General features: G+C 64.7%; 11 protein-coding genes and 1 riboswitch. Of the genes, 6 read left to right on the top strand and 5 right to left on the bottom strand.

Annotation, left to right across the window (positions count from 1 at the left end):
• Positions 1–17: 17 nt before the first annotated feature.
• Both AB5Y81_RS04495 and AB5Y81_RS04490 read right to left on the bottom strand, forming a co-directional pair.
• Positions 18–569, bottom strand: a complete 552-nt coding sequence (locus tag AB5Y81_RS04495; protein WP_017784347.1) for a cysteine hydrolase family protein — start codon at positions 567–569, stop codon at positions 18–20.
• Between the two features lie 60 nt (positions 570–629).
• On the bottom strand, positions 630–1,613 hold the full coding sequence (locus AB5Y81_RS04490) for a ChaN family lipoprotein (RefSeq protein ID WP_279484774.1): 984 nt from the start codon (positions 1,611–1,613) through the stop codon (positions 630–632).
• A gap of 188 nt (positions 1,614–1,801) precedes the next feature.
• Between AB5Y81_RS04490 and AB5Y81_RS04485 the strand changes: the two genes are divergently transcribed.
• Positions 1,802–3,895 carry a TonB-dependent hemoglobin/transferrin/lactoferrin family receptor gene (locus AB5Y81_RS04485; protein WP_279484773.1) on the top strand — a complete coding sequence of 698 codons (2,094 nt, stop codon included), beginning with the start codon at positions 1,802–1,804 and terminating at the stop codon, positions 3,893–3,895.
• A gap of 266 nt (positions 3,896–4,161) precedes the next feature.
• On the top strand, positions 4,162–5,316 hold the full coding sequence (locus AB5Y81_RS04480) for a 3-phenylpropionate MFS transporter (RefSeq protein ID WP_279452365.1): 1,155 nt from the start codon (positions 4,162–4,164) through the stop codon (positions 5,314–5,316).
• A gap of 74 nt (positions 5,317–5,390) precedes the next feature.
• Here the strand turns inward: AB5Y81_RS04480 and AB5Y81_RS04475 are convergent, their stop codons facing one another.
• The 3 genes from AB5Y81_RS04475 to AB5Y81_RS04465 are packed head-to-tail and all read right to left on the bottom strand — an operon-like array spanning position 5,391 to position 7,434.
• Positions 5,391–6,599 carry a hypothetical protein gene (locus AB5Y81_RS04475; RefSeq protein WP_279484772.1) on the bottom strand — a complete coding sequence of 403 codons (1,209 nt, stop codon included), beginning with the start codon at positions 6,597–6,599 and terminating at the stop codon, positions 5,391–5,393.
• A gap of 6 nt (positions 6,600–6,605) precedes the next feature.
• Positions 6,606–6,815: a helix-turn-helix transcriptional regulator gene (locus AB5Y81_RS04470; RefSeq protein WP_005304071.1), complete on the bottom strand. Its 210-nt coding sequence runs from the start codon at positions 6,813–6,815 to the stop codon at positions 6,606–6,608.
• Positions 6,816–6,822: 7 nt separating this feature from the next.
• Entirely contained in the window at positions 6,823–7,434 is a 612-nt protein-coding gene (locus tag AB5Y81_RS04465) for a DUF2975 domain-containing protein (RefSeq protein WP_017787709.1), read from the bottom strand.
• A gap of 219 nt (positions 7,435–7,653) precedes the next feature.
• On the opposite strand from AB5Y81_RS04465, the gene AB5Y81_RS04460 reads away from it, so the two are divergent.
• From AB5Y81_RS04460 to AB5Y81_RS04445, 4 genes are all read left to right on the top strand, one after another.
• Entirely contained in the window at positions 7,654–11,154 is a 3,501-nt protein-coding gene (locus tag AB5Y81_RS04460) for a PAS domain-containing hybrid sensor histidine kinase/response regulator (protein ID WP_279484771.1), read from the top strand.
• 174 nt (positions 11,155–11,328) lie between these two features.
• Positions 11,329–11,416, top strand: a riboswitch (cyclic di-GMP riboswitch).
• Positions 11,417–11,526: 110 nt separating this feature from the next.
• Positions 11,527–14,136 carry a glycosyl hydrolase family 18 protein gene (locus AB5Y81_RS04455; protein ID WP_279484770.1) on the top strand — a complete coding sequence of 870 codons (2,610 nt, stop codon included), beginning with the start codon at positions 11,527–11,529 and terminating at the stop codon, positions 14,134–14,136.
• A 68-nt stretch (positions 14,137–14,204) separates the two neighbouring features.
• Complete coding sequence (locus AB5Y81_RS04450) at positions 14,205–16,583, top strand: M66 family metalloprotease (RefSeq protein WP_279484769.1); 2,379 nt, start codon at positions 14,205–14,207, stop codon at positions 16,581–16,583.
• Between the two features lie 75 nt (positions 16,584–16,658).
• Positions 16,659–18,581 carry a glycoside hydrolase family 19 protein gene (locus tag AB5Y81_RS04445; RefSeq protein ID WP_279484768.1) on the top strand — a complete coding sequence of 641 codons (1,923 nt, stop codon included), beginning with the start codon at positions 16,659–16,661 and terminating at the stop codon, positions 18,579–18,581.
• The last annotated feature ends 23 nt before the right edge of the window (positions 18,582–18,604 follow it).

Here is an 18,604-nt window from a genome sequence, read left to right as displayed (position 1 = left end):
GCTTCAAAGCGGGCAGATTAACATGCCGGCTCGGGTTGGGTGGCGCCGAGCAGCTCATCCGTCGTGAGCAGGGTCACGCTTCTGCCTTTTGGCAGGCTGAGGTGACGCCACATCCAGTGATGGTGCTCGATGATCTGCTCCGCGCTCAGGTGGGGCCGGTCCGCCGTGGTGTGGGCGTCGGTCACCGCCACCACCTCGAAACCGCGGGCGGCGGCGCTGCGCAATGTGGTGTCGACGCAAAAATCGGTGGCACAGCCACAGACGAGCAGCCTGTCTACCGGCTGCTCCGCCAGCAGAAAACCGAGCTCGGTGTCGAGAAAGCTGTCGCAGGCGGTCTTGCGCACCCGGCTGTCATGCCCCTCTGGGGCGAGATCGGCGTGCAGCTGCCAGCCAGGACTGGCGGGATCCACTTCGGAACCAGGGGCATCGTGCTGCACATAGATGACACGACCCTGTTCTGCCCGCACGCGCTCGGCCAATCGATTGATATTGGCGATGACCTGGGCGTCCTGATGGCGAGGCTGAGTGAACAGCCCCTGTTGCATGTCGATGACCAGTAACACATCCATATGAAATCCTTGGGCAATTGTTTGTCAGGGTGGCAGCCACTGGGCTCCTCAGACGCAAGGTCAGGGTTGCAGCCACTGGCTGCAGTCACGACTGCGGGATTGATGCAGTGCGCCCATATCTTGCTTCATTTCATCGGCATTTAGCCAGCGTTCCGGCAGGGGGGCGATGCCGACCCGCACGTCGGCCACCCGGCCGGCTGCCGCTGCTTGCTCCTTGCCCGCTTGCGGCGCCGTCAGCTCAGGCACGACCAGCGCCACCTTGAGGGCCGGGTTGCGGCTGGCGATGCGGCTAGCCAGCCCCAGTCCCCCCTCCACGTGGAAGTTGCCGGCGATGTGCATGATGCGCCGGCCCGGGTGGCTGCGCAGGTAATCCACCATGCTCTCGGCCATGGTGTCGTCCCAGCTGGTCTGGGCGGCAAAGCGGCGGGCGTTGCCGTCGGCATCCCCATGATGGAGCGAGGCCATGAATTTCTGGCGATAGGGGTCATCGCCGAGGGTGAGGGTGCGGGCCAGCTGGCTGCGACGGCTGGCGGGCAGCTGATCCAGCCAGGCTGGCCCCTCCTGGCCGACACAGCTCACCAGCGGTTTGGGGGCATTGGCGGCGATGATCGGCAGGTGGTGCGCCTTGGCGAACTCCACCAGCGGGCGATAGTCGCTCGGGTAGTTGGGCCAGGCGTTGCCGTCGCGAATGAGGGCGGCCTCGCCGATGCGACCGGCGAGGTAGGCATCCAGCACCGGCTGATCGGCGCGGCTGAACTGCTCCATGGAGAGCACCAGGGGGCGGCCGTCTGCCTGCGCCGTGTCGGCCAGACCCGCCAGCATTCTGGCCTGCAGCAGGTGCACCGCCGGGTGGGTGTGCAGCTCGCCCACCAGCACTATGTCGGCATCCGCCACCCGGGTCAGGGCCTGCTCCAGGGTCAGCGCATCCCCCTGGGTGGCCTTGAGCTGATAGTGATAGAGGGTGCCGGCATCGTTGACGGGGGCCGTCGTGGCACAGGCGGCCAGCAGCAGGGGCAGGGTGAGCAGGGGCAGAAGTCGGGTCATGGGTGTCTCGCAGCGATGAGGTACCTGCACCATACAATGGCAGCATGGCGGGCGGGAAAACAGAGGGGCGTAGTGTAGAACCTAATTATGACAAAAGAAAATGAGAATGATTCCGTTTATTATTGATCTTTGTTGAGAGGTGAGTAAGATGCCTGCTGTTTGATAACAGTTCTCAATAAGGATTTGCAGTGGCCCATAACAACACCCTATCGCTGGTCGCCCTTGCCGTGGCGGCCGGCCTCGCTTCCCCGGTTTTCGCGGTGGACAAGAAAGCAGATGACGTCATGGTGGTCAGTGGCTCCCGGATGGAGCAGAAACTGGAAGATGTCTCCGGTCCCATCTCGGTCATTACCGCCGAACAGATTGAAGAGCAGGTGGTGAGCAACGTCGCCGACCTGTTCCGTTACGAGCCGGGCGTCACCGCCCTCGGCGGTGCCGGCGATGCCCAGACCTTCATCATTCGCGGCATGGGCGAGAACCGGGTCAAGATAGTGCGCGACGGCGTGCGCGAGAACGACGCCTACAAGAACGGCGGCGTGGGCCAGAGCTATTTCGACACCGACATGATCAAGCAGGTCGAGGTGGTCAAGGGGCCGGCCTCGGCCGCCTACGGCTCCGATGCGCTGGGCGGCGTCATCGCCATCACCACCAAGGATGCGGCGGATTTCCTCAAGGGGCGCGACAGCTATCTGGACGCCACCTCCGGTTATGCCTCCAGCAGCCACCAGAAGATGGCGGGCTTTACCGGTGCCCTGCGTACCGGCGAGCTGGAAAACCTGCTGCGCTACACCTGGCGTGACGGCGGGGTGACCCAGAACTACGACAGCGACAAGAACGAGTTCGACATCGTCAGTCAGGCGCTGCTGTTCAAGAGCCAGTGGAACCTGAGCGATAGCCAGTTCCTCAAGCTGACCGTCGACTACTTTACCGAGGGTCAGGACCCCGACGCGGTCGACCTCACCAAGGCCGGCTCTGTCTTCAACCAGCCGATCACCGACAAGGATACCGACAACCTGTCGCTGGTGCTGGATCACGGCATCGCCCTGCAGGCGCCCTGGGTCGATCGCATCGACAGCAAGATCTACTACGCCCGCACCAAGCAGACCATGGATCAGTACGCCTCATCCAAATACCCGGTGCGGCCGACCAACCCCTATGTGACCAAGAACTCGCTGGATCACAACGGTTTCGAGCAGAAGAGCCTGGGCGCCCAGCTGAAGTTCAGCAAGGCGCTGGATAGTCAGCGGCTGGCCTGGGGCCTGGAGTATGAGCACACCGACAACGAACGGACCCGCTTCAAGGCGCCGACCGTGCCGGGGGATTTTGAAGGCTACAGCGAGCTGAGCTTCCCCTCCACCACCACAGAGCACGGCGCCCTGTGGGCGTTTGACGAGCTGAAGTTTGGCGAGCGCTGGGTGCTGACGCCGGGGGCCCGCTATGACTACTACCGGATGAACCCGGATCAGGATCCCGCCTACACGGGCGAGAACCTCAAACGTTTCTCCGAAGGGGAGTTCTCGCCCAAGCTGGGGCTGGTATTCAAGGCGCACGAGGCGGCCAACCTGTTCGCCCAGTACAGCCACGGCTACAAGACCCCCATGTATGACAACGCCTTCTCCACCCTGAACCATCAGGCGTACGGCTATCGCATCGAGCCCAACACCAACCTCAAACCCGAGAGCAGCGACGGCATCGATCTGGGGGTGCGCGGCAGCGCCGGCGGCTTCAGCTATGAAGTGGCCACCTTCTACAACAAGTACGACGACTTCATCGAGCTGGGCCAGGTGAGCACCGAAGGGCGCACCGCCGTCTACCAGTACCAGAACCTGGACAAGGCCACCACCAAGGGGGCCGAGGCCAAGGCGGACTACTGGCTGAACGATCTGGTCAACGTCTGGGGCAACCTTTCCTACATCGAGGGCAAGGATGGCGACGGCAACTACATCAACAGCCTGAGCCCGCTCAAGGGGACCCTGGGGGTACGACTGGAGCAGCCCAACTGGAACATCAACACCGCCCTGCGCTTTGCCGACGACATGAGCAAGGTGGGCAAGGATGCCAAGGGCAACGACAACATCAAGAGCGCGGGCTGGGGCGTGGTGGACATCTACGCCCAGTTCAAGCCGGTGCAGGACCTGCAGTTCAACGTGGGCGTCTTCAACCTGTTTGACAAGGAGTACGTCAACTACGAGAGCATCACGGGGCAGAGCGCCAGTGCCAGCACCAGCAACAAGACCGAGCCGGGCCGCAACCTGAGTGCACGGGTCAAGTACGTGTTCTGATGAATACCCATCACGACAAGGGGCCTGCGGGCCCCTTTTTCATGGCGCAAGCGAACGGCCAAAAAGAAACCCGCCGGTGGCGGGTGGAAGGATTGCAACACTAACCAGGAGGAGGTGTTACTCGATAGACACCGGTCTTGCGCCAATAGTTCAATTTTATTGATGTTTTTCATTATTATCTGCGTGGCTTCCCACCCGGGATCGCAGGATCCCCACCGGCAAATCGGTTATCATTTGTGCCCCATCTTCCCCCTTGCCGAGGACCTATGCCCGCCTTCTTCTGGTTAGCCCTGTTTTTTGGTGCTTTCTACTTTGTCTATGGTGCCTATCTGCCGTTCTGGTCGCTCTGGCTGGAGGGGATCGGGGTGAGCGCCGAGATGATAGGCCTGCTGCTCGGTGCCGGCATGGCGATCCGCTTTGCCGGCAACCTGATGGTGATGGGGCAGATCAAGGGGGCGGGGCACCTGCTGCCGGTCACCCGCCTGCTCTGCCTGCTCAGTCTGCTGGCCTTCCTCGGCTTTTATCTCAGCCACAACCTCTGGTGGCTGGTGGGACTGACCCTGGTGGCGAACTTCATCTACCCGACCCTGATGCCGGTGGGGGAGGCGCTGGCCACCCGCATGGTGGTGCAGGCGCACCTCGACTACGGCAAGGTGCGCCTGTGCGGCTCCTTTGCCTTCATCGTCGCCTCGACCCTGGTGGGGGCCCTGGTGGGGAATTTTGGCAGCGAGTGGGTGCTGCACACCATGGTGGCCGGGCTGCTGCTGATGCTGCTGCTCAGCTGGCTGCCGCTGCACCCGGCGCCGCGGGACATTCAGGGCGAGCGGGCTAAGGCCTCCCTGCTCGATACCCTCAAGTCTCCCCAGGTGCGCCGCTTCCTGCTGATCTCGGCCCTGCTGCAGGGCAGTCACGCCGCCTACTACGGCTTCAGCGCCATTCACTGGAAGGCGGCGGGCTACAGCGGCACCACCATCGGCTATCTGTGGGCGCTGGGGGTGGTGGCGGAGATCGGCATGTTCGCCGCCGACAAGCGCTTCCTCAACCGCTTCGGCGCCCAGACTCTGTTTCTGGTGGGGGCGCTGGGCTGCGTGGTGCGCTGGATCCTGCTTGGAGCCTCCACCGAGATCCTGGTGCTAGTGGCGGGCCAGCTGCTGCATGCGGTTACCTTCTGCGTCAGCCACCTCGGCGCCGTGCGCTTCATGACCCGCCAGCTGCCGGCCGAGCAGCTGATCCCGACCCAGGCGCTCTATGCGGCGCTGGGGCTCGGCATGACGGTGGCCGCCCTGATGACCCTGTGCGGTCTGCTCTACGAACCGCTGGGAGGCAGCATCTTCTTCCTGATGGTGCTGGTGGTACTGCCGGTGTTCGTGCTGCGCCTGCGCCCAGCTGCGCCGTCTGGGCAGGGGCATGTCCCGGTCTGATACCGACCCGTCTGAATCATCACGCAGCAAAAGGGAGAGCCATGGCTCTCCCTTTTTCGTTGCGGCGTGCGGCGTTACCGCGCTTCGCCAAGATAGTGGCGGCTCAGGCGGCGCCAGGTATCCGAGCCTATGGTGCCAGCAAGCAGCTCATTGGATGCGGTATCAAAGCGACCATCCGGCAGCCAGCCCAGCTGGGGCAGCAGCCGGGCCAGGGTGGCGTCATTGTGCTGCAGCTCCCTGTCCAGGGTTTCCCAGAAGGCGCTCCCCTTGACGTAAAAGAGCGGGTAATAGGATCGATCCCCTGCCATCACCTCGCGGGCCGCCCGATAGAGGCCGCTCTCGCCATGGGGCAACTGCTTGCCCCGTTCGGCCAGCTCGTTGACCGCCGTGACCTGATGCAGCCGAAAGCGGCGCAGCGCCTTGATGGCAAGGTACTCGGCAAGGCTCTCGTTGACCCAGGTGGGCTGTGGCGCGGTGCTGAGGATGTGCACCGCCTCGTGGGCGGAGGTGCGCAGCAGACGCAGTGGCGCCTGTGGCGTCGGTTTGCCATCCCTGGTGGGGTAGTTGGCGACAAACACCTGATCCCCGGCGGCGCCGCCGAGGGAGCGGGTCGCCACATCCCGCCCCAGCCACACCAGCCGCCACGGGTGAGTGGGCGGGGTGACATCGAGCTGGAAGGCGAGATAGTCGATGATCTCGTTCAATTGTTGCTGCAGGGCAGGCATATCGAGCTGATTGGCCGTCTCGTCATGGCTGAGCAGCAGCCTGGGATCCCGTTCGGTGACGGGCAGTGTGGCCAGACCAAATGGCAGGATCAGCGGCGGCTGGTTGAGGTCCGGCAGCGGCTGGCAACTGCCATCCGGCAGACAGACTTCCCCTTGGCGACTCCCTTGCTGGCGCACCAGATTGCCCCATTCGGTCAATAGCCACCGATTGGGGGCAAACAGCAGCGATGCCTGGGCCGAGGCATCGGCCCCCAGGGCTGGCGCCGGAGTGAGGGTTACCTGCCAGCCGACCTCTTGGCAGGAGAAGGGCTGGTTGAGGGCCACCGGCTGGCTGTCTGCAAGACAGACCAGCTTGGGTGAAACCGGCGCGGTGCTGCCCGGCAACTGACGAGGGGGGAGCAGGGTAAAAGGGGGATTGCCCTGCATCGTGAGGCGTACCTGCAACTCATTGGCACGGCTGCCCTGCTCAATGTGGTAGCGGGGGCCGCTGGTGTCATCGGCGGCGCAGGCCCACAGCGGCAGCAACCACAGGGCACACAGGGTGAGATGGCGACTCATAGGGGATCAACGCTCCTCCTCGAAGGCCAGCAGATCCCCGGGCTGGCAGCCCAGTTCGCGGCAGATCGCCTCCAGGGTGGAGAAGCGAACCGCCTTGGCATGGCCGTTTTTCAGGATGGAGAGGTTGGCCTCTGTGATGTTGACCCGCAGGGCCAGCTCGCGGGCGGTCATCTTGCGTTCGGCCAGCAGGGCATCGAGTCGGATGATGATGGGCATGGGATCCTCACACCGTCAGTTGTTGTTCATCGGCCAGCAGTTTGGCCTCGCGCATCACCAGGGCCAGTGCCGAGACGATCAGCCCGGCCAGCAGCAGCTGGAAGTCCGACGAGCTGATGTTGATCTTGCCGTGCAGCTCGGGTCCCGGCAGGGTGAGCACTATGTCCAGCAGCGGCGTCGTGCCGATCTTGGTGACGAAGCTGACGCAGAGCAGCAGGCCGATCCACTGGTAGCGACGGATCTGGCTGAAGGTGAACAGCATGGCCTGCCGGTAGCCGCGAAACAGCTGGAGCAGCTGCCACAGCATCAGCATGAACACCAGATCCGGCAGCAGCATCACCAGGGTGCCCAGCAGGCGGGTTCCCAGGGTGAGGGGATAGTCGGCAACGGCAGGCTGGGTGCTGGCCTGCGGGAGCGATTCCGTGGTCAGGGGCACCTTGCCGAGCACCGAGCTATCTTCCACATTCAGCGCTTCTTGCAGCTCCTGCTGCAGGTAGTCGCTGCCGCCGATCAGGTGTGACCAGACCCCCATGACCGTCAGGACGGGGGTGGCCAGCAGGGTAGCCAGAAGGATCCATTCGATCAGGCTGCTCATGCGTTCGAGCTTGTTGTGTTTCATCGCTTACCTCTTTGAGTGAAAGGGTGGGCCACGCGTAGCGCCGAGTTATCGTTTATCAATAAACACAGACTGATGTTTATCGTTTTTCGATATTTATTCAACCGTTTTTTATTGAAAAACGATAAATTCTCGCCGCAATAAGGAGATGACATTTTCCGGGCAGCTCTCTAGACTGGCTGCTGCTGCGCTTGAATCTTCAACACGGACAAGAGGTTACAGATGCACCAGGGATGGTTGCTGATCGGATTGTCGCTCTCCTACCTGGGGCTGCTGTTTCTGATCGCCTACGTGGCGGACAAGAACAAACGGCGTCGCCTCCAGGGCCAGCCCCTGCTCTACAGCCTGTCGCTGGCGGTCTACTGCACCTCCTGGACCTTCTTCGGCACCGTGGGCCAGGCCAGCGAGTCGCCCTGGTCGCCCGTGCCCATCTATCTGGGCCCCATGCTGGTGTTTCTGTTCGGCTGGCGCTTGCTGGCTCGCCTCATCCTGGTGGCCAAGCGCGAGCACATCACCTCCATCGCCGACTTCATCGCCGCCCGTTACGGCAAGTCCCAGCGTCTGGCCATGGTGATCGCGCTGATCGCCATCATGGGCATACTTCCGTACCTGGTGCTGCAGCTCAAAGCCATCGTCACCGGGCTGGATCTGCTGATGGCCAACCCTGTGCCCGCCGGCCCCACCGGCAATACCGCCGGGCTGGCCCTTGGGGTGGCCCTGCTGCTGGCTCTGTTCAGCATCTTGTTTGGCACCCGCCATCTGGACGCCACCGAGCACCACCGCGGCATGGTGGTGGCCATCGCCTTCGAATCCGTGGTCAAGCTGCTCGCCTTCATGGCGGTGGGGAGCTTCGCGCTCTGGCTCATCCTCAGCAAGCCGAGCCAGGCCCGCACCCTGGTGGCCAGCGATTTTCTCGATGCGGTGGTGGCGGTGACGCCGGGCAGCCTGCTGGAGCTCGCCATCTACACCCTGGTGGCCATGTGCGCCGTCATCTGCCTGCCGCGCCAGTTTCACGTGACCGTGGTGGAGAACAACCAGGGCCAGGATCTGCACTGGGCGCGCTGGTTGTTCCCGCTCTACCTGTTCATGATGGGACTCTTCATCTGGCCGCTGGCGCTGGCGGGCAAGCAGTGGGTGGGGGCCGGCATGGCCTCGGATACCTATGTGATCAGCCTCCCCATGTCGCTCGGGTTCGACGGCATGGCGCTGCTGGCGTTTCTCGGCGGCACTTCGGCGGCCACCGGCATGGTGATCGTCTGCACTATCGCGCTGGCCATCATGGTCAGCAACGATCTGGTGCTGCCGGTGCTGCTGCGCCGCTTCTGGCAGCAGGGGCGCGATGAGCGGCTGGTGCGCCTGCTGCTGCAGGTGCGCCGCGGAGCCATCCTGCTGATCCTGCTGGCGGCCTGGGGGCTCTACCTCTGGCTCGGGGATCTCACCAGCCTGTCGCGCATCGGCTACCTGTCGTTTGGCGCGGTGGCCCAGTTCGCGCCGGCCCTGCTGCTCGGTCTCTACTGGCGGCACGGCAACCGCAAGGGGGTTTACCTTGGCCTCGCCCTCGGGGTCAGCCTCTGGTTCGCCACCCTGCTGGCGGAGAGCGGCCTGCTGGCCGGCTCGCCGCTGGCGACCCTGCTGGCGCCGCCCGACTGGCCTGCGGTGCGCGACCTGAGCCTGGGGGCCTGGTGCATCTTCCTCAGCCTGTTGCTCAACCTGGTCGGCTATGTGGCGGGCTCCCTGCTCTCCCGTCCGGCGGTCAGCGAGCGGCTGCAGGCGGCCAACTTCGTCGGCAAGCCGAGCCGCGACACCACGGCGCTCTATCAGGCGCGGGTCTCGGTCAAGGAGCTGGAGATGCTGGCGGCCCGCTTCGTCGGCTCGAGCCGGGTCAAGCGCGCCTTCGGCCGCTTCGCCGGCGAGCGGGGCGGCACCCTGGCGCCCCAGATGCAGGCCTCCGCCGAGCTGATCGCCCACACCGAGCGGCTGCTGGCCGGGGTGTTCGGCACCTCGTCCGCGCGGCTGGTGCTGGCCTCGGCCCTGCAGGGGCGCAACATGCAGCTGGAAGAGATCGCCACCATAGTGGACGAGGCCTCCGACGTGTTTCGCTTCAACCGCGGCCTGCTGCAGGGGGCCATCGAACACATGGGGCAGGGGATCTCGGTGGTGGACCGGGAACTCAAGCTGGTGGCCTGGAACCGGCGCTACATCGAGTTGTTCCACTATCCCCCCGGCCTCATCCAGGTGGGTCGCCCCATCGAGGAGATCATCCGCTACAACGCCCAGCAGGGGCTGTGCGGCCCCGGCGATGTGGAGGCCCAGGTGGCGCGGCGAGTCGCCTTCATGCAGCGGGGCAGTCAGCACATCTCGGCCCGCGAGCGCCCCGATGGCCGGGTGATCGAGATGCAGGGCAACCCCATGCCGGCGGGCGGCTTCGTGATGACCTTTACCGACATCACCCCGTTTCGCGACGCCGAGCGGGTGCTGCGCGAGGCCAACGAACACCTGGAGGCGCGGGTGGCCGAGCGCACCCACGAGCTCTCCGAGCTCAACCGTCAGCTGCTGTTGGTGAACCAGCAGGTGGAGCGGGCAAACCACTCCAAGAGCCGCTTCCTGGCGGCGGTGAGCCACGATCTGACCCAACCCCTCAACGCCGCCAAGCTGTTCACCTCCTCCCTGCTGGAGATGCTGCCGCCGGCGGACGAGCCGGCCCGCATCGCCCGCCACATCGACGATGCGTTGGGGGCGACCGAGGATCTCATCACCGATCTGCTCGACATCTCGCGCCTCGAAGCGGGCAAGTTCAAGGCCAAGAAACTGGATTTCGTCCTGCGCGACGTGTTCGACAACCTCAAGGCGGAGTTCGGGGTACTGGCGCAGGCGGGGGAGATCCAGTTCTCGGTGGTGGAGAGCAGCCTCGCGGTCTACAGCGACGTGCGCCTGCTGCGGCGGGTGCTGCAAAACTTCCTCACCAACGCGTTTCGCTACAACCCGGGCGGCCGGGTGCTGCTCGGCTGTCGCCGGCTCGGCGACAAGGTGCGCATCGAGGTGTGGGACAACGGCCCCGGCATTCCGGCCGACAAGCAGGAGGCGATCTTCGACGAGTTCTCCCGCCTCGATCACTCCCGCACCGCGCGGGAGCAGGGGCTGGGGCTCGGCCTTGCCATCGCTCGCGGCATCGCCCTGGTGCTCGGCCACAACCTGACCCTGCGCAGCTGGCCGGGGGCGGGCTCGGTGTTTGCCGTCACCCTCAACCTGGCGACCCGTCCTGTCGCAACGACGCAGGTGGCGGCCCCTGCCCAGCGCGACAGCCAGCTGGAGGGGATCCGGGTGCTCTGCATCGACAACGAGAGCGATATCCTGATCGCCATGCAGTCACTGCTGGGGCGCTGGGGCTGCGAGGTGGTGTGCGCCCAGAGCCAGGCCCAGGCGGAGGATCTTATCGCCGGCGGCTTCCTGCCGCAGCTGGTGCTCTCCGATTACCATCTGGACGACGGCAAGACCGGATTGCAGGCGCTGCACATGCTGCGTCTGGCCCACGGCAACCATATCGGCGGCATCATCATCAGCGCGGATCGCAAGAGCGAGCTGCAGGCGCAGATCCGGGAACACGGCTACGGCTACATCAGCAAACCGGTCAAACCGCTCAAGTTGCGGGCGCTGATGAACAGCATCTTGCGGCCGGCCAAACTTGATGGTGATCACGAATCCGGGAATTCGTCCGATTTTTAATCGGCGGCCCCCAAGTGGCAAGATCGGCACTTTCCGACCCGGAAATGTGCCTTTTCTTCTCGTTTGAGGCTCAAAATCGGTAAAAAGTGACTTATTAATAATCAATCAGGGGTTTGCCCTCTCTCCTTTGACTCCCTTATAGTCAGGTCGCGATTATTTTTATCGCAAATCAAGTTGTGCAAAAGGCAAACCGGACGAAAGTCCGGGACGCAAAGCTTCCGGTCTAAGGGTCAGCGGTACCTAAGATAGCGGGGCCACCACAGGTTGTTTCGTCCATGGGCCAAGCCATGGTGCGATGTTGTCTGCGTTACCTGTCAGGTTGCGTTGCCTTTTTCGTTATCTATTCCAAGAACGAAATAAGGATATTCAACTATGTTAAGTCCAAAACCCTCCGTACTGGCACTGATCGTCGGGGGGCTCTGCGCCTCCTCCGCCTTCGCTGCCGCCCCCGGCAAACCCACCATCGGCTGGGGCGAAACCAAGTTCGCCATCGTCGAAGTGGACCAGGCCGCCACCTCCTACAACAAGCTGGTGACGGTCCACAAGGATGGTGCCCCGGTCAGCGTGAGCTGGAACCTCTGGTCCGGTGATGTCGGCCAGACCGCCAAGGTGCTGCTCGACGGCAAGGAGGTGTGGTCCGGTGCCGCCTCCGCCTCCGGCACCGCCAACTTCAAGGTCACCCAGGGGGGCCGCTACCAGATGCAGGTGGCCCTGTGCAACGCCGACGGCTGTACCCTCTCCGACAAGAAAGAGATCCTGGTGGCCGACACCGACGGTAGCCACCTGCTGCCGCTCAAGGCGCCGCTCAAGGAGAACAACAAGCCCTACGTCAACAAGACCGGCAAGGTGATGGGGGCCTACTACGTGGAGTGGGGGGTCTATGGTCGCAAGTTCACCGTGGACAAGATCCCGGCCCAGAACCTGACCCACATCCTCTATGGCTTCACCCCGATCTGCGGTGGCAACGGCATCAACGACAGCCTCAAAGAGATCTCTGGCAGCTTCGAGGCGCTGCAGCGCTCCTGTGCCGGGCGCGAGGACTTCAAGGTCTCCATCCACGATCCCTGGGCCGCCATCCAGATGGGGCAGGGCAATCTCACCGCCTATGACGAACCCTACAAGGGCAACTTCGGCAACCTGATGGCGCTCAAGAAGGCCTATCCGGACCTGAAGATCCTCCCCTCCATCGGTGGCTGGACTCTCTCCGACCCCTTCTTCTTCTTCGGTGACAAGGCCAAACGCGACACCTTCGTCGGGTCGGTGAAGGAGTTCCTGCAGACCTGGAAATTCTTCGACGGGGTGGACATCGACTGGGAATTCCCGGGTGGCCTCGGGGCCAATCCCAACCTCGGCAGCCCCTCCGATGGCGAGACCTACGTTCTGCTGATGAAGGAGCTGCGCGCCATGCTCGACGAGCTGAGCGCAGAGACGGGCCGCACCTATGAGCTCACCTCCGCCATCAGTGCCGGCGGCGACAAGATTGCCAAGGTGGACTATCGCGCCGCCCAGCAATACATGAATCACATCTTCCTGATGAGCTACGACTTCAACGGCGCCTGGACCAACACTGGGTTGGGTCACCAGACCGCGCTCTACGAGTCGAGCTGGGATCCCAACACCAAGTACACCACCGACAAGGGGGTCAAGGCGCTGCTGGGTCAGGGCGTCGAGCCCGGCAAGGTGGTGGTGGGGGCCGCCATGTATGGCCGCGGCTGGACCGGCGTCAGCGGGTATCAGGGCAACAACCCCTTCACTGGCACCGCCACCGGCCCGATTGCGGGCACCGAGGCGGAAGGGATCTGGGAGAAGGGGGTCATCGATTATCGCGGCATCGCCAAGGGCAAGATGGCCGGCGACTGGCAGTACAGCTATGACGAAGTGGCCGAGGCACCGTCCGTGTTCAAGGCTGCCACCGGCGAGCTCATCACCTTCGATGACGAGCGCTCGGTCAAGGCCAAGGGGCAGTACGTGCTGGCCAACCAGCTTGGCGGCATGTTCGCCTGGGAAATCGACGCCGACAACGGCGACATTCTCAACGCCATGCACGAGGGGCTGGGCCACGGCGATAGCACACCGCCGGTCAACAAGCCGCCGGTGGCCAATGCCGGTAGCGATCTCGCGGTGACCGGGCCGGCCGAGCTGGTGCTGGACGGTTCCTCCTCCCGCGATCCGGAAGGGGCGGTGCTGAGCTACAGCTGGGCCCAGATCTCCGGTCCCAAGGCGACCCTGAGCGACGCCACCCAGGCCAAGGCCAAGGTAGCCGTCGATGCGGTGAGCCAGGACGTGAACCTGGTGTTCGAGCTGACCGTGATCGATGACCACAACCTCAGCGCCAAGGATCAGGTGGTGGTCACCAACAAGGCGCCACAGCCGAACCTGCCGCCGGTCGTCACCGTGCAGGACAAGGTCTCGGTGCAGGCCGGCAAGCAGGTGAGCATCACCGCCAACGCCAGCGATCCCAATGGCGACACCCTGAGCTATCAGTGGAGCGTGCCGGCCGGGCTCACCGCCAGCGGTCAGAACAGCAAGACCCTGGTAGTGACCGGCCCCAGCGTCACCGTGGAGACCGGTTATGACCTCACCGTCACCGTGACCGACGGCGCACTGGATGCACAGGCCGCTACCCGCCTCACCGTGACCCCGGTCAGCGGTGGTGGCGACTGCAACGCCACCGATCCGGATGCCTCCAACTGGCCGGCCTGGAAGGCCGCGACCACCTACAACGGTGGCGAGAAGGTGAGCCACAACCAGCTGGTATGGCAGGCCAAGTACTGGACCCAGGGCAATGAGCCGAGCCGCAGCGCCGATCAGTGGAAGCTGATAAGCCAGGTGCAGCTGGGTTGGGATGCCAATGTCGCCTACAACGCAGGTGACGTGACCAGCCACAACGGTCGCCAGTGGAAGGCCCAGTACTGGACCCGCGGCAACGAGCCAGGCAAGCACGACGTCTGGCAGGACATCGGCGCCGCCAGCTGCAAGTAATTCACCATCCACAGGGGCATGCCAGGCATGCCCCTCCTTTTCCCCCATAACAACAAAAGAGCACCACCATGACCACATGCACCACACGTCTTGCCTGCCTGATCGGCGCAGCCCTGGCAAGCGGCCCGCTGCTGGCCGCCGTTCAGCCACCCACGCCAATGGTCTTTGACACCACCCGGCCGCAGAACGATCTGCAGGGATCGCTGCTGGCCGGGGTCCAGTTTGCCCAGAGCCAGATCCTGCCCGCCCATCCGCGGGAGGGTGACAACCAGCCCCGTCTCACCGCCCTGCGCAAGAGCCTGCTGCTGGTGCGCCCGCTGCAGGCCGGCAACGAGGCGCCGCTGGCGCTCGAGGCCCGCGACGGCGCCGGCAAGCTGCTCGGCAGCCTCACGCTGGAGCCGCCTTCCCGCCTGCCCAAGACCGCCTACTACCTGGAGGGGACGCCGGAGGAGGGGGTCGACTTCACCCCGGGCCCCGGCACCAGTACCGTCATCAACAGCAGCAGCGAGCTGGCCAGGCTGAGCGATCCGAGCGGCGCCTTCCTGCTCGGCAAGTTGCAACCCCATGCCCTGGTCACCATCCAGACCGCCGACGGCCGCTGGGTGCGCGACATCTTCTTGCCCCGCGATGCGAGCCTGGAGGGCAAGATGGTGCGCCTTTCCTCCAATGCTGGTTACAACTCCACCGTCTACTTCAGCGGCCGTCAGGTGACCCTCTCCCGCGGCCAGAGCCAGCAGTTCAAGTTCGTGCGCGGCCAGTGGATCCGCGATGGCGAGCTGGAAAACAACGGCATCACCTATGCGAGCGACGCCTGGAGCGCCGTGTTGCCGGCCGAGTGGATCATGCCCGGCCTCACCCTGCGCCTGAGCCAGGGGGATCTGAGCGGCGAGCTGACCGACCTCAAGGTGGGGGCGCCGGGGGAGCTGCTCATTCACACCATCGACATCGGCATGCTGACCAGCCCGCGCGACCAGTTCGCCTTTGCCAAAGATAAAGAGGCCCAGCGGGAGTACTTCCAGACCATTCCCGCCAGCCGCCTCGTCGTCAGCCAGTATGCGCCGCTGGCGCTGCCGGAAGTGATGCTGCCGGATGGCACCCTGCTCACCGACTTTGATCCGAGCGAGGGGGGCTGGCACAGCGGCACCATGCGCCAGCGCATCGGCAAGGAGCTCATCTCCCTTGGCATCGACAATGCCAACTACGGCATCAACAGCACCGCCGGGGAGGGGGAGAGCAGCCACCCCTACGTGGTGGCCCAGCTGGCGGCCCACAACAGCCGCGGCAAGTACGCCAACGGGGTGCAGGTGCATGGCGGCTCCGGCGGGGGCGGCATCGTCACCCTGGACGCCTCCCTTGGCAACGAGTTCAGCCACGAGGTGGGCCACAACTACGGCCTCGGCCACTACGTGGGCGGTTTTGCCGGCTCGGTGCACCGCAGCGCCGACCAGATCAATGCCACCTGGGGCTGGGATGGCGACAAGAACCGCTTCATCCCCAACTTCTTTGCGAGCCGCAGCGGCCAGAGCGCCTGCCTCGACGGCCAGTGCCAGGCCCCGTTTGATGGCCGCAAGTTCGGCTTCGACGCCATGGCCGGCGGCGAGCCGCTCTCCGGCTTCAACCGCTTCACCCTCTACACCCCCAACTCGGCGGCCATCATCCAGCGCTTCCTCGAGAGCAAGGCGGTGTTCGATGCCAGCTCGCCCACCGGCTTCAGCAAGTGGAACGAAAGCCAGGCGAAGATGGAGCCCTACCGCCACCGGGTCACTCTCGCCGAGCAGATCACCGCGCCGGTGAGCGATCTGGGGGAGGTCAGGCTGGCCGCCCTGCTGGCCGAGTACGATCTGGTCAAGGTGGCCATGTGGGATGGCAACTGGACCCGCAACATCCAGCTGCCGGCGGCCTCGGCGGTCAATCGCGGCCGCATCGTCAGCATCGACCACAATGCCGGCTACAACAGCACCCTCTTCATCAACGGCCAGCAGATCACCGTCTCGCGCGGCTTCAAGAAGAGCTACACCTCAGACGGCAGCCGCTGGAACGAGGGGGCGCCGGCGGATCTGGCGGTAGATCGCAAGCCCGCTGCCTTCGGCGTGCCGGTGACCACCCTGGTCGGCTACTACGACCCGCAGGGTCAGCTGCCGAGCTACCTCTACCCGGCGCTGCACGGCGCCTACGGCTTTGCCTATGGCGATGACGGCGAGCGGCTCGGCAACAGCGACTGCCAGCTGCAGGTGGAGACCCGCGACGGCCTGCTGCGCTTCAAGCTGGCCAACCACAGGCTGAACGCCAGCGTGATGAACAAGTTCCATGTCAATGTGCCGACCGCGAGCGAGCCGCGCAGCGCCAGCGTGTTGTGCCGCAACCAGTCACAGGCTGAAGCCCAGCTTGCGGCTGCGCCGGCCGGGCTCGGCTACACGGTCAACGGCATGCCGCTGGCGACGCGTTGATCCCTTTTCGCCTCGCGCAACGCGAGGTGCCATGGGCGGGGGCCAAGCCCCGCCCTTCTCTAGCAAGAGGTAAATATGATGACAAGAAAGTCCTCTGTGGCCACCCTGCTGGCCGCGCTCTGTCTGAGTGGCCAGTTGTGGGCCGCCACCCCTTATGACATCAATCAGGGCTATGCCGGCGGCAGCCAGGTCAGCTTCAACGGCCAGATCTACGAGGCCAAGTGGTATGCCAATCCGGGCCAGAGCCCGGGGCTGCAGGTGGCCAACGAGTGGGACTCGCCGTGGGCGCTGATGGGGGAGGGTGAAGCGACGCCACCGGGTGACGGGGAGGGCATAGCCCCGCCCGCGCAGGGCGGCAGCGGTACCGCCGACGGCAGCCCCGTCTACCTGAGTCAGAGCGAGCTGGATGCCAGGGAGCAGGCGCTCACCGACTTCCCGGCCATGACGGCGGTCAAGGCCTCCATCGCCACCCGCGACAACGCCGTGGTCGAGGCGGTGGCCCCTGGCCTGCCGCTCAACCCCGCCAACGTCAAACGGGTGGAGGGGTTGCTCAGCGAGTCGCAGTTCAACTTCCTGTTCCCGCTGCGGGCGCCGGAGTACACCTATCGCGGCTTCCTGCAGGCGGTGGCCAAGTTCCCGGCCTTCTGTGGCGACTACAGCGACGGGCGCAACGCTGAGGCCATCTGCCGCAAGTCGCTGGCCACTATGTTCGCCCACTTCGCCCAGGAGACCGGCGGCCACGAGAACTGGCGACCCGAGCCCGAGTGGCGCCAGGGCCTGGTGTGGGTGCGCGAGATGGGCTGGACCGAGCAGATGCGCGGCGGCTACAACGCCGAGTGCAACCCCGAGGTGTGGCAGGGTCAGCAGTGGCCGTGCGGCAAGTTCGACAACGGCGAGTTCAAGAGCTACTTCGGTCGCGGTGCCAAGCAGCTGTCGTACAACTACAACTACGGCCCCTTCTCCGAGGCCATGTTCGGCACAGTGCGCACCCTGCTGGACAACCCGGAGAAAGTGGCGGACACCTGGCTCAACCTGGCCAGCGCCGTCTTCTTCTTCGTCTATCCGCAGCCGCCCAAGCCCTCCATGCTGCACGTGGTCGATGGCACCTGGCAGCCCAACGCCCACGACCGGCAGAACGGCCTGGTGCCGGGCTTCGGGGTGACCACCCAGATCATCAACGGCGGGGTAGAGTGCGGCGGTGCGGCCGAACATGCCCAGTCCCAGAACCGCATCACCTACTACCAGGCCCAGGCCCAGTATCTGGGGGTGCCTGTGCCCGCCGACGAGGTGCTCGGCTGCAAGAACATGAAGGTGTTCGACGAGGCTGGATCCGGCGCCCTGCCCATCTACTGGGAGAACGACTGGAGCTATGTACCGGGCAACCCCAATGGCGGCAAGAGCTATGCCTGCAAGCTGGTGGGCTACCAGACCCGTTTCAGCGCCTTCAAGGAGCGTGACTACAGCCGCTGCGTACAGCACTTCTTCCCCGAGGTGGTGATCGAGGACAACGGTGGTGGCACCAACCTGCCGCCGGTGGCCAGCATCAGTGGCCCGAGCGAGGCGCTGGGCGGCGCCACCGTGCTGCTCTCCGGCCAGGGCTCGAGCGATCCGGAAGGCAAGCCCCTCAGCTACGCCTGGACCCTACCGGCCGGGGCCAGCGCCCCGGACCTGACCCAGTCCACCCTGAGTGCCACCCTGCCGCCGACCCCGGCCAACGACACCCGTTACGGCTTCGTGCTCAAGGTGACCGACGACAAGGGGCTGAGCCGCAGCGCCACCCACGAGATCCTGATCAAGGGCAGCGGCGGCACCACGCCGCCGGATGGCAACCCGCCCTATAAGGAGGGCACCGCCTACAAAGCCGGTGACAAGGTGAGCAACCTGGGGGGCAACTACCAGTGCAAGCCCCATCCCTACACCGGCTGGTGTGCCGGTGCGGCCTGGGCCTATGAGCCCGGCAAGGGCACGGCCTGGAGCGATGCCTGGAGCAAGCTGTAACGGCATTTCCGCGCAATAAAAAA

It is taken from the genome of Aeromonas sp. s2, from assembly GCF_040907935.1.
In the GTDB taxonomy this organism is placed as follows: domain Bacteria; phylum Pseudomonadota; class Gammaproteobacteria; order Enterobacterales; family Aeromonadaceae; genus Aeromonas; species Aeromonas dhakensis.
The sequence above is the reverse complement of the archived record's forward strand: the minus strand, read 5'-3'. Positions and strand labels throughout refer to the sequence as shown.